Source organism: Rheinheimera baltica (genome assembly GCF_030731985.1).
In the GTDB taxonomy this organism is placed as follows: Bacteria; Pseudomonadota; Gammaproteobacteria; order Enterobacterales; family Alteromonadaceae; genus Alishewanella; species Alishewanella baltica.
Genome location: NZ_JAPJDY010000002.1, coordinates 104,144 through 117,357, shown reverse-complemented (window position 1 = coordinate 117,357; position 13,214 = coordinate 104,144). Strand labels below are relative to the sequence as shown.

Sequence of the window (13,214 nt, the reverse complement as noted above, 5' to 3'; positions counted from 1 at the left end):
TATCGCGCAACACCGGTATTAGCCGCTTAAAAAGGACCGAGTTATGAATACACGTATCAGCCGTGCTGGCTTAACAATAAATGCGCCGTTAAATGCACAATATGACACCATTCTTACCGAGCAAGCCTGCAGTTTGCTGGTTGAGCTGACACGCGAATTTCGGCCCCGATTAAACGCATTGCTAGCAGAACGTCAGGCTGCACAGCAAAAATATGACGCGGGTGGGTTGCCAGATTTTCTGCCACAAACTGCTAATATTCGTCAGTCAGATTGGCAGGTTGCAGCCATACCAGACGATTTACAGGACCGTCGGGTTGAAATTACCGGGCCGGTAGATCGCAAGATGATTATTAATGCGCTAAATGCTGATGTAAAAGTATTTATGGCCGACTTTGAAGACTCGCAGGCGCCAAGCTGGGCTGGTGTCATTGAGGGGCAAATTAACCTGCGTGATGCCAATCTTGGCACTATAAGTTATACCGATGCGCAAAGTGGCAAACATTATGCGTTGCAAGACAAGCCTGCATTATTAATCGCCCGCGTACGGGGTTTACATTTGTGGGAGAAGCATTTACTGGTAGATGGTGAGCAAATTCCGGGTTCATTGGTCGATTTTGCGTTGTATTTCCTGCATAACTACCAAACTCGTTTAGCTAATGGCACCGGCGTTTATTTTTATTTACCAAAATTACAAAGCCACTTAGAAGCCAAGTGGTGGGATGATGTGTTTCGGTATACCGAGCAAAAGTTTGCTCAACCTATTGGGACCGTTCGCGCTACGGTGTTGATTGAAACCCTGCCAGCCGTCTTTGAGATGGACGAAATTCTATACATGCTGCGAGAGCACATCGTGGCATTAAACTGTGGCCGCTGGGATTATATTTTTAGTTATATAAAGACATTAAAAAATCATGCTGATCGTGTGTTACCGGACAGGCAAGTGGTTAGCATGAAACAGCCTTTTTTAAATGCCTACTCGCGTTTGCTGGTTAAAACCTGTCATAAACGCGGTGCGTTGGCGATGGGCGGTATGGCCGCCTTTATTCCGTCAAAAGATACGACTGAAAATGCGGCTATTTTAGCAAAAGTGACGGCTGATAAAGAGCTTGAAGCCAGTAATGGGCATGATGGTACCTGGGTGGCGCATCCTGGTTTGGCCGCTACGGCCAATGGCGTGTTTGCGACATACCTGGCAGGCGGTAAGAAAAACCAACTGGATGTTAGCCGTGCTGACGATGAGGATATTACCGCTGCACAGCTGTTAGAACCGTGCGATGGCGAGCGCACAGAAGAGGGCATGCGAACCAATATTCGTGTGGCCTTACAATATATCGCTGCTTGGATTAGCGGCAAAGGGTGTGTGCCTATTTATGGATTGATGGAAGATGCTGCTACTGCAGAAATTTCTCGTACGTCTATTTGGCAATGGATTAAACATGGTAAGAGCTTGAGTAACGGCAAGCTTATTACCAAAACCTTATTTGCGTCTATGTTAGAGGAAGAGGCAAAAGTGGTTCGGGCAGAAGTAGGTGAAGTGTTATGGGCGGAGCAAAATTTCGACCGGGCGCAAACGTTACTGCTGGATATCACGACTTCTGATCAGCTGGTAGATTTCCTAACCCTGCCGGCTTATCAGTTACTTGATTAACGAGTAAACCCGTAATGCAAAAGGCGCTGACTTGCTGACAGCGCCTTTTTTATGTGTTTTAACAGCACAATAAAGGATGAGCAGGAACCCCGTTTTGGTCGGCACAGAGTGTCTGAGTGAGTGCGCCAGCGCAAACGAGTTGCTGTGACGAGCCAAAGCGGGTGTTACGGCTCGTCCTAAGCTCAAAGGCCGGGATAAAACATTTTTCCTCTTTCGCCGGGGCAGCTCGCCCTTATGCCTACGGCAGGGCTCAGACACTCCCCGACTCTTTCGAAAAAGGTTTTATCCCTGTCTGGAAGGTTCAGTTCAATTCATCTGCGGTTTCGCCAATCAGCCGGCGAAACCATATATGGCTGGCATCCTGGTGCAGCAACGGGCTCCAAATCATCTTCAATTCAATTGACGGTATGGCAAAAGGTGGGTCCATAATGGCCATGGTTGCATCATTTTCATACAATTTTGCTGCACGGCTAGGTAAGGTAGCAATTAAATCAATACCTACAGCTAAGTGCATAGCAACATGGTAATTACGCGTAAAAACGGAAATATTGCGCTGTTTACCCAGCTTGGCAAGCGCTTCATCAACCCAGCCCAGCTTTTGCACATCTTTTGGGTCCATTCCAACGCCAACACCAAAACCAGTTTTACTAACCCAAATATGCTGTGCTTTTAAGTAACTGTCTAAAGTAAAGTTTTTCAACACAGGGTTTTTGGCGTTGATTAAACAAGAGAAGCTATCGCGCCAGACTGTTTTTTGATGAAATGATTGTGGCAGTTGATCAAAACGGTTTATTGCCATGTCGACCTTACCGTTTTCCACATCGTGAAAGGTGACATCGGATGGCGTCATAATATCCAGGCTGGTAAGTGGCGCCAGCACGCGCATTTTCTTTAACAACGCCGGTATTAACGTTGAAGCAGCATAATCGCTGGCCATAATACGAAACACGCGTTGGCTGTTGAGTGGCTCGAAGTCTTTATTTGGCTGTAGTGTTTCTTCCAAGGTAAGTAATACACCGCGAACTATGGGTGCCAGCTCACGCGCGCGCTCTGTTGGTACCATGCCATCTGACGTGCGCACTAAAATAGGATCGCTAAGTAAATCACGTAGCCGCTTCAAGCCGTTGCTCATGGCGGGTTGTGTAATGTTGAGTTGGTTAGCTGCCCGGGTAACATTTTTTTCTCGCAGTAACACATCCAGATACACCAGCAGGTTTAAATCCATTTTATTAATATTCATTGTTTAAATAGTCCTGCCAATATTCATAACTTAACTGAATCATAGCATTAGCGGCGGGATCGGCGTCAAGCCTACTTTGGTATTAATGCTGTGAATGGCCAGCATCACAAAAATCACCTTTATGAATTATGGAAATGAAACCTATAGTGTAATGCAACAGGTTAAACGTCAGCCTGAAAACAGTCAGCGTCCGGCAAGCCGGGCAATAAGCAATAAGAGGATACTGCTATGTCAGCTTACCAAGATGCAATACAACATATCGCGCAATTACGTCAGCAAAATGGTGGTGCCTGGAGCGCCATTAACCCAGAATCCGCCGCCAGAATGCAGGCACAAAACCGCTTTCATACCGGACTGGATATTGCTAAATACACCGCTAAAATTATGCGCGAAGATATGGCGGCTTACGACGCAGACAGCAGTCAGTACACGCAATCACTAGGGTGCTGGCATGGCTTTGTGGGTCAGCAAAAACTGATCGCGATTAAGAAACATTTCGGCACGACAAAAAGAAAATACCTGTATTTGTCGGGTTGGATGATAGCAGCGCTGCGTTCAGACTTTGGCCCTTTACCTGATCAGTCTATGCACGAAAAAACCGCTGTACCGGCCTTAATTGAAGAGTTATATACCTTTTTAAAGCAAGCTGATGCGCGTGAGCTGGGCGGTCTGTTTCGAGAATTAGATGCAGCTAACGCAAAAGGTGACAGTGCTGCTGCGGCTGCGGTGCAAAGCAAAATTGACAACTTTGAAACTCACGTAGTGCCTATTATTGCCGACATTGACGCGGGCTTTGGTAATGAAGAAGCCACTTATTTGCTGGCAAAGAAAATGATTGAAGCAGGTGCTTGCGCTATTCAAATAGAAAATCAGGTATCTGATGAGAAGCAGTGTGGCCACCAAGATGGCAAAGTAACCGTGCCGCACGCTGATTTCTTAGCCAAAATTAACGCGGTTCGTTATGCTTTTTTAGAGCTGGGTGTTGACGATGGAATTATTGTTGCTCGAACCGATTCTTTGGGCGCGGGTTTAACCAAGCAAATTGCTGTAACCAACCAAGCTGGTGATTTGGGTGACTTATACAACAGTTTCCTCGATGGTGATGTCATTACGGGGGCCGACGATATTGCCAACGGCGATGTAGTGGTAAAAGCCAATGGTAAGCTGTTAAAGCCAAAACGTTTGGCCAGTGGTTTGTTCCAGTTTAAGCAAGGCAGTGGTATTGATCGTGTGGTGCTGGACTGTATTACCTCATTACAGCATGGCGCTGATTTGTTGTGGATTGAAACTGAAAAACCGCATGTAGGCCAGATTGCTGAAATGGTTAACCGTATCCGAGAAGTCGTGCCGAATGCCAAACTGGTTTACAACAATAGCCCAAGCTTTAACTGGACGCTGAATTTCCGCCAACAGGTGTTTGACGCCTGGAAAGGTGAAGGTAAAGACGTATCAGCGTATGACAGAGCGTTGTTGATGAGTGCTGAGTACGATACTACTGAACTGGCATTGGAAGCTGACAACCGTATTCGCACCTTTCAGGCCGATGGTGCACGTGAAGCAGGAATTTTCCATCACCTTATCACCTTACCTACATACCATACTGCGGCCTTGTCTACTGACAATTTGGCCAAAGAGTACTTTGGTGCTGCGGGCATGCTGGGCTACGTTGAAGGCGTGCAACGAAAAGAAATTCGCCAGGGTATTGCCTGTGTAAAACATCAGAATATGTCAGGATCTGACGTTGGCGATGATCACAAAGAATATTTCTCTGGCGAAGCAGCGCTAAAAGCGGGTGGTAAAGATAACACCATGAACCAATTTTAACGTTTATGCTATGTGGTCAGGTAACTGACAGTTGGGCAGCCTAGTGGCTGCCCTTTTTTTTACATAACCTCTTTTACAGCTCACTATGCTGTAAACATCTGGTAGTTTTAAATCAACCTAGGCTATAGTCTTAGTTTGTTTTAATGTTCAGCGCGTTGAATGTTAAGCTTGCTTGTCAGATAAGAATTCAATAGGGATGCTATGAAGATGATATGGAATAAAAATGCATTGGCCGTTTTGGTTGCGACCACGCTGCTAACGGGTTGTTTTTCTGATGATGAAAACGCCGCCGCTGATGCTGGTGACGATATTACGGTCAAAGAGCGTCGTGCAATGCAATTATCTACCGCCACTGCCACTGGTGAGGGCAATGTGAAGATTGCCTGGACGCAACTGTCAGGCCCACAGTTAATTATTACTGGCGGAAACACACTTACGCCGACAGTTATTGCGCAGTCCGTTGATGCCGACTCAGTTGCCCAGCTGCGCATGATTGTAACTGACAGCAAAGGCCAGGTTGCTGAAGATACTATGAGCATAAACATCATTAATAACACTCTGCCAATATTGAGTGGTGATGTTGAGGCTATAGCGGAAAAAACCGAAGTTTCTCTGACAGCTCCGGTGACCGATGATGGTGAAATCAGAGCTATTCGATGGCAACAAAGCGCAGGACCGCTGGTAGAGTTAAGTCGTGATGACACCATGACGGTTGACTTTGTTGCGCCTGCGGTGACAGAACTAACAGCACTAACGTTTAAGTTGTTAGTGCAGGATGATGATGCAGAAGTTGCTGAACTGGAGTTTAGCGTTGATGTAACGCCAACCCTGGTTAACGTAGCATTAGATGGGCAAATAACCGGCGCGGATTTTAGCGGAGGGCAGGCCATACTCAACGGCGCGGCAGCACCGGTTATCAGTACAGTTGATGAAAACGGCGGTTTTTCTTTTACGTTACAGCTGGATGATGATGCACTCGACACTGCGCTTTTAGCGATTGAAGTGACGTCAGCAACGGACAGCAGAGTTAAATACAGTGCGTTACATTCCGGCTTTGCGGCACCGGTTGAGGTTTCGGCGCAAACAGCGGTAGCATCAGCTGCCAATAGTGCCGAAGATGACGGCAGTAATACTGTATCGGTAACTGCTGTATCAACGGCTTTATACTCCTTACTTGTTGCGGCCAACAATGGTGTAGTGCCTGCCAATATTGATGCATTAATGGTTGTTGAGAAGTCAATAGATGCTGATGAGCTGGCAGAAGCGGCGGCTGTAGTAAAAATTCTGACAGATAATCCAGATATTATGTTACCCGAAGGTAGCACAGACTTTGTTGCGTTATTGCTGGACATCAATGCCTATAATGCTTTTGCTAACCAGCTTGAAACCGATCGACCTGGTCTTATTGCTGCTACGGTGCTGGCAATTATTGCCGATCCAATACTGACACCACCGTTAACTGCAGAGACTGTAGCGCCATTATATTTTCAAACGTTTTCAGCCGCGCCCGGGTTTTTATCCCGCGGTGGAGAGCGCTGGCAATTTAACCCTGATGGTACGGGTTCACATGCAGGTAGTTTTGGCGAAGCTGCATTTAACTGGCAATTACAGGATGGCAATATCGAGCTGCTGTATACCAATGGATACAATGCCAACAGTTATCTAATCTCGGCAGAGGTCGGCTCTGCTGGCTTGACGCAACAACAGGTTGATTGGTTAGTGGCCGACAATATTCAGCAAGTTGGCGTTACAGAGATAATAAATAATGCAGAGCTGACCAGAGTAACAACAGGGCAAGCTATTGATACGTTTCGTCAAGTCGGTGTAAAACAACTCAAAGTGGGGCCGATAACAACGACTCAAGGCGTTGTTGAGTCCACTGCTCAGGCCGATTTTACCAGCAATATTTTAATGCGTAAGCAGCTTAACTCAACCTTGGCTTTTAATGTTGATAATATGGCAGGCACTTGGGCATTAAACACGTACTATGCGGTTAGCTTGCCAAACCAGGGCGGGGATGTAGCCAATTTTTATCTTGATCCGTTAAGTTTTAATGTCAATGGCACAGGGCAAGGCGTTTCAACGGGAAGAAGCTTCACCTGGCAAATTAATGAAGACAAGCTGGCCTTAGCAATGTCGGATGGCAGCCATATCAGCATTGAAATTATGGACAAGTCTGGTAACGATTATCAGGTATTTACCAGCGTCTATGATGGTGCTGACAACCTTATTGCAGCACAAGCAGATTATGGTTTTAAAGCTTTGTTAAACGGGCAGGCTCAGCCGGCAAACTTAGGCAGCGTTTATTGGCAAACTATGATTAACTCCTGGAGCAAAGACAGCTGGGAAAATGGCCGTTTGTTGTTTTGCCAAGGCGATTCACTTTGCGCAGCGCCTGCAGATACATACATACCAGTATTTGGCTGGCAGTTTACGACGGGGGGGACAGGCAATCAATATACTGCAGGTTACCCACTGAGTAGTGTGCCGCCAACCTTTGAAATAACCTCCAACCCGCTTAGCTGGCTAAAAACTAACCCTGTGTCAATGAATTTTACCTATGGTAGTAGTAAGCGTTTTTGGCAGCTACTTAAAGAAGAACAAGGCCTGCTTGGGCGCAGGCTGTATGTCAGAGAAGAGAATTTCAATGCGTCAACTGGAGCGCGCACTATCGGTGGCAGAATAAATATCTATGAAGAAATTCCGGTAAATTATTGGAATGAAACGGCACCGCAAAACGCAAATCAGGTTCCAGGGTCAGACGTCAGCGCGACTCAGCGAACAGTGATAGAACCAACTAAACAACGTGTTGTTACGTTTTAATCAAATAGCGGCCATGGATAAATTCCATGGCCGCTATTTGGATGCAGGCTTATCGATCGTTCTAATTAATAACGTTGCTTTACATAACTAACAACATCTTGATATTTTTCCTGAAGTAAGCGGATATACTCGTTAATTACCGCCCAGTCGCTTTCTTCAGCCGCTTTTTCCAGTTTTAACGACTGTTCAGATACGGCTATTGCCCCGATACTTTTTGCTACAGATTTAAATTGATGCGCAATGGCGCGAACACCGCTGCGCTCATGCGCAGAAGCATGTGCTGCTATATTTGCCAGTAAATCTGCGGCATGTTTAACGAAGTAGTTCAGATGTTCTTCATGTTTTGCTGAGTCATTACCAAGAAAATTGGCGATAGTGGTGAAACAAATTGGTGAACTGTTCTGGTTGTTTTCGCCATTCGCTGTGATGGCTTTTTTCTTGTCAATTGGCTGTGGCAGCCAGCGTGTCATCATCGTTTCCAGCGTAGCCAACTCAAGTGGTTTGGTGATGTAACCATCCATACCAATGCTTAGACATTTTTGCTCTTCACCTTTTAGCGCGTTAGCTGTTACCGCGACGATACGAGTAAACTCAGCACCTTCACTTAAATGTAAACTTTCTTTACGGATAGCGCTGGCAAGGTCATAGCCGCTCATGTTTGGCATATGTAAATCAGTCAAGATAAGTGGATAATGGAACTTACGCCATTTTTCCAGTGCTATGGCACCATCATCTGCTACTTCAACGGCATACCCTAGTGCATTAAGCTGATCAACAATCACACGCTGGTTCATCAGGTTGTCTTCTGCCAACAACACTAGTTGACGACTTTTGCGGGCTTGCTCAATAGAAGGAGCCGCCGCAACAATGGTTTTTTCACCTGGGTAAACCGGTTTAGGCTTGCGCTTTGCCGCAATGAGCACTGCATCATACAGGTGGCTGCGACAAATTGGCGAACTGTGTAAATAATAAACCCGGTCATTGCTGCGCTCAGATAGCTCAACCAGATTGGTTATTACCACAAACTGAACCTGACTCATTTGAGGCATTTGTTGCAGTTGATCTATTTCATTTGCCGAAATTTGCTCGTATGTGGCGTCCAACAACCAAACTGCAGCCTGCTTGGGCGGAAGAGGTTTTATTGCCTGCGCACGATTCAATAAGCCTTCAAAAGTGTTAACGACTTCGAAATCGGCATCGGCATAGTTGAAGTAGGTTGTTAAATGCGACTGATTGTGTGAGTCAGTAGTAAACAAACAAAGATGAATATCGCGCAGTAGTTCTTTGTCCAAATAGCGAATTTCATCTGAAGTACGCATTGGAATGCGCACGCTAAACTCAGTGCCTTTTTCAACTTCACTGGTAACGGTAATGTCACCATACATTAATGTGGCTAAGCGCTGACAGATAGATAAACCAAGCCCGGTACCGCCAAACTTACGGGTAATGGAGCCTTCAGCCTGATTAAACGGTTGAAAAACGTGGCTGATTTGACGTTGTGTCATGCCTTTGCCGTTATCGATAATGCTGAATTGGATTTGATTGAAATCCATATTACCTTCCAGCAGCTCAGCTTTTATAATAACCAACCCTGTTTTTTCAGGTGTTGTTTGCGTAAATTTAATCGCATTGCCTGCCAGGTTGTACAGAATTTGTCGTAACCGAACGGGATCACCTACCAAGCCATCTGGAATGCGGGGATCGACAAAGAGTTTTAAATCGATTTGGCGTTGGTAAGCCACTGAAACCAAAATACGACCGACTGCTTCAATGATTTCAACGAGCGACAGCGGTATGGTCTCAAGTTCAAGCTTACCTGCTTCAATCTTAGAAAAGTCGAGAATGTCATCGAGTATACGCAATAATGAAAAGGATGATTCGCGTACCGTGTCTGTCATGCGAAACTGTGAGGTAGAGAGTTGTGTTTTACGCAACAAATCTATGGTACCAATAATGCCGTTCATCGGCGTGCGAATTTCATGGCTCATCGTCGCCAGAAAGGTCGATTTTGCTTCATTGGCTTTTTCTGCAGTTAGCTTGGCCGTTTCAAGTGCATCTGTGCGCTCTTTAATGCGCGTTTCTACTTCTTGTTTTAAGTTTTTTATATTCTGTTCAGACGCTGCCAGTGCTTCCTGTGCTTGCTCTATCTTGCGAAACAGTTGGTTAATGTAGCCACCTAAGATGCCATAACTGTCTTTGCTATTACTGTCTACGCTGGCATCAAACTTAGTTTTGTCCAGCGCTTGCTGTGTGCCTTGCATTAACGGTTTGATGCGACGACTAAAGAAACCTGAAATGGCAGATGCAAAGATACCACAAAGGACGAGCCCAAAAATAAAGCTGATAGCAAAAACGGCGCCAGACGGCCATAGTGGCGCTATATCTTGCTGCTGTACGTAAATAAGTAATACGGATTGTTGCTCTGCCAAGGTAACCACCTGGTGCACAACCAGATAATTCTGTTGCTGTTCAGCAAGCATCTGCCACTGTGGCTGTGGTACGTAACCAACAACATTATTAGTATTAGCGATAAGTTCCGCATCATTATTGTCAGTTTGACGATACAGATACAAAGCTCGGCTGGTATCGCCGTGCCTTGCTTGCATTAAGACTTGTTCAGTCCCGCTTATATCGCCAACTAACATCAGTGGTGTTATTGCTCTGGCCACCAAATTTGCATCGGCACCAAGACGCTCAAGTTTGCTCTGCGTTAAGTTGGGATCAGGTTTATTCAATAGGATGAATAGAGCTGCTTGTACTAACAACATAAGCAAAGACATTAGCGCTAGACGTTTAAATAGCGGTTTACTAAACGACGTGTTTTTCATTTTTTATCCAAATATGCTGCACTTCATGCAGACTTGGTATTTTGCGATGCATTTTAACAACTTTTAGCCGATTAGGTAGTCGTTATGTTTTATTCGTTCATTGCACGCAATTTAATCGCTAAACGTTGAGTATTTTACCGTATTGCTCAACTAATAAGCTAACGCACGTTAAGCATTAAAATATCTGTTGACTTAATATCGTAAAATCCGTTTAATACGACCCGCGTTGCCCAGATAGCTCAGTCGGTAGAGCAGCGGATTGAAAATCCGCGTGTCCCTGGTTCGATTCCGGGTCTGGGCACCATTAGTTTTGGTGTCAAAGTTGTTGTAAAGTATCAAACTTTAACAGCTTTTTCCATTACGTAGTTTGCCGCTTTAGCTCAGTTGGTAGAGCAACTGACTTGTAATCAGTAGGTCATCCGTTCGACTCGGATAAGCGGCACCATTTACGTAGCACAGTTTTGCCCAGATAGCTCAGTCGGTAGAGCAGCGGATTGAAAATCCGCGTGTCCCTGGTTCGATTCCGGGTCTGGGCACCATGTTTAAAGGCCAGTCTTATGACTGGCCTTTTTGCTTTACGGCAGCTCATGCATAAAAAGCGCAGAACTGAAATAGGCAAAACGCCACATCTTTGTTAAGCTCCGACAAAATAAAACAACAAGTAACACGGAGTTTTCGTAGATGAAACATGTGCTAAGTATCCTAACGCTCTCCTTATTGGCTGCCTGCGGCAGCGAACAAAAAACCGACAACGTCGTAGAACCCAATAGTGTAACCATGACTGAAGCCACAAAAAACGCATTAAGCTACCCACAAACTGCACAGGGCGACGTAGTAGATACCTATTTTACGCAAAGCATTGCTGACCCCTACCGTTGGCTGGAAGATGATCGCAGTAGTGAAACTGAGAGCTGGGTAAAAGCACAAAATAAAGTCACTTTTAGCTATCTTGAACAAATCCCTTATCGTGAGCAAATTAAGCAGAAACTTGCTAAATCATGGAATTATGAGAAGGTTTCAGCACCCTTCAAAGAGGGTAAGTATAGTTATTTTTACAAAAATGACGGTTTGCAAAATCAGTACGTATTGTACCGTGTATTAGAGGATGGTAGCAGTGAGGTGTTTTTAGATCCTAACACCTTTAGTACAGACGGTACTACGTCTTTAGCCGAAACCAGTTTTTCAAAAGACGGTTCAAAACTGGCTTATTCTATTTCAGAAGGCGGCAGTGACTGGCGCAAAATTATCGTGATTGACGTTGAGACCAAACAGCAGTTGGAAACAGCATTGGTCGATGTGAAATTTAGCGGTATTAACTGGTTTGGCAATGAAGGGTTCTATTACTCCAGTTATGATAAACCGGATGGCAGTGAATTATCAGCGAAAACAGATCAACATAAATTGTATTACCATAAACTGGGTACTGCACAAAAAGATGATCCGGTTATATTTGGTGGTACTGACGCAGAAAAACACCGTTATGTAGGCGCATCTGTCACGGAGGATGATCGTTACTTGCTTATTTCTGCAGCGGTTTCTACATCGGGTAATAAGCTGTTTTTAAAAGACCTAACCAAACCTGAAAGTGGCTTGGTTACTATTTTAGACCATACTGACTCAGACACTGATTTACTGGATAATGACGGTAGTAAGTTGTACTTGGTGACAAACCTTAACGCGCCAAACAAAAAAGTTGTAACGGTTGATGTTGCCCAACCGCAGCCGGAAAACTGGCAAGATCTTATCCCGCAAACTGACAATGTACTAAGCGTTTCAACCGGTGCCGGTTTTATCTTTGCTGAGTATATGGTGGATGCAATTTCTAAAATTCAACAATACGACTACAGCGGTAAACTGGTTCGTGAAGTAAGTTTGCCCGGTATTGGCAGTGTTGGCGGTTTTAGCGGTAAAAAGCAAGACTCAACCTTGTACTATACATTTACCAATTACACCACGGCACAGACCATTTATGGCTTTGACCCCGCATCAGGTAGCTCGGACGTGTATCGTAAATCTGGCGCAGAGTTTGATAGCGAAAACTATGTCTCAGAACAAGTTTTTTACAGCTCTAAAGATGGTACTAAGGTACCGATGATCATCAGCTACAAAAAAGGCCTGAAGCGTGATGGCACCAACCCAACCATTTTATATGGCTATGGTGGTTTTAATGTTAGCTTGACGCCGGGATTTAGCATTCCTAATGCAGTTTGGTTAGACATGGGTGGCGTGTATGCAGTGCCAAATCTGCGCGGCGGTGGCGAATACGGCAAAGCGTGGCACAAAGCGGGCACTCAGTTACAGAAGCAAAATGTGTTTGATGACTTTATTGCCGCTGCTGAGTTTTTACAAAAAGAAGGCTACACCTCTAGCGCTAAATTGGCTATTCGCGGCGGCTCAAATGGTGGTTTGTTAGTGGGTGCCGTGATGACTCAACGGCCTGAACTGGTGAAGGTTGCCTTACCTGCAGTTGGGGTAATGGATATGCTTCGCTATCATACATTCACCGCAGGGGCGGGTTGGGCTTATGACTACGGTACCAGTGAGCAAAGCCAAGAGATGTTTGACTACTTGCGTGGCTATTCACCAGTGCACAATGTCAAAGCTGGTGTCGCATACCCTGCTACGATGGTGACCACGGCAGATCACGATGACAGGGTTGTTCCTGCACACTCATTTAAGTTTGCGGCAGAGCTACAAGCGAAAGATGCGGGTGTAAACCCACAGCTAATCCGTATTGAAACCAACGCTGGACACGGTGCCGGTACACCTGTGTCTAAGCAGATAGAGCAAATGGCGGATATTTTTAGTTTTACCCTCTACAACATGGGTTATAAACAACTGCCATAAAACG

At 45.3% G+C, this 13,214-nt stretch carries 6 protein-coding genes and 3 tRNA genes; 7 read left to right on the top strand and 2 right to left on the bottom strand.

What is annotated here, in order from left to right; all coding sequences use genetic code 11:
- The first annotated feature begins 43 nt into the window (after nt 1-43).
- Complete coding sequence (gene aceB / locus ORJ00_RS03445) at nt 44-1,648, top strand: malate synthase A (RefSeq protein WP_306138991.1); 1,605 nt, start codon at nt 44-46, stop codon at nt 1,646-1,648.
- 301 nt (nt 1,649-1,949) lie between these two features.
- Here aceB and ORJ00_RS03440 read toward each other — a convergent pair whose 3' ends face one another.
- Nucleotides 1,950-2,888 carry a LysR family transcriptional regulator gene (locus ORJ00_RS03440; protein WP_027669798.1) on the bottom strand — a complete coding sequence of 313 codons (939 nt, stop codon included), beginning with the start codon at nt 2,886-2,888 and terminating at the stop codon, nt 1,950-1,952.
- Nucleotides 2,889-3,116: 228 nt separating this feature from the next.
- Between ORJ00_RS03440 and ORJ00_RS03435 the strand changes: the two genes are divergently transcribed.
- Nucleotides 3,117-4,712 (top strand): isocitrate lyase, encoded by a 1,596-nt coding sequence (locus ORJ00_RS03435; RefSeq protein ID WP_306137054.1) that lies wholly within the window; start codon nt 3,117-3,119, stop codon nt 4,710-4,712.
- Nucleotides 4,713-4,919: 207 nt separating this feature from the next.
- Entirely contained in the window at nt 4,920-7,535 is a 2,616-nt protein-coding gene (locus ORJ00_RS03430; protein WP_306138990.1) for a PKD domain-containing protein, read from the top strand.
- A 65-nt stretch (nt 7,536-7,600) separates the two neighbouring features.
- On the opposite strand, the gene ORJ00_RS03425 is transcribed toward ORJ00_RS03430, so the two are convergent.
- On the bottom strand, nt 7,601-10,363 hold the full coding sequence (locus ORJ00_RS03425) for an ATP-binding protein (protein ID WP_306138989.1): 2,763 nt from the start codon (nt 10,361-10,363) through the stop codon (nt 7,601-7,603).
- Nucleotides 10,364-10,591: 228 nt separating this feature from the next.
- Here ORJ00_RS03425 and ORJ00_RS03420 point away from each other — a divergent pair.
- The 4 genes from ORJ00_RS03420 to ORJ00_RS03405 all read left to right on the top strand — a co-directional run bounded on the left by ORJ00_RS03420 (nt 10,592) and on the right by ORJ00_RS03405 (nt 13,210).
- Nucleotides 10,592-10,667, top strand: a tRNA-Phe gene (locus ORJ00_RS03420).
- Nucleotides 10,668-10,732: 65 nt separating this feature from the next.
- Nucleotides 10,733-10,808 (top strand) — tRNA-Thr (locus ORJ00_RS03415).
- A gap of 18 nt (nt 10,809-10,826) precedes the next feature.
- A tRNA-Phe gene (locus ORJ00_RS03410) sits at nt 10,827-10,902 on the top strand.
- Between the two features lie 142 nt (nt 10,903-11,044).
- Complete coding sequence (locus ORJ00_RS03405) at nt 11,045-13,210, top strand: prolyl oligopeptidase family serine peptidase (RefSeq protein WP_306138988.1); 2,166 nt, start codon at nt 11,045-11,047, stop codon at nt 13,208-13,210.
- Nucleotides 13,211-13,214: the final 4 nt, after the last annotated feature.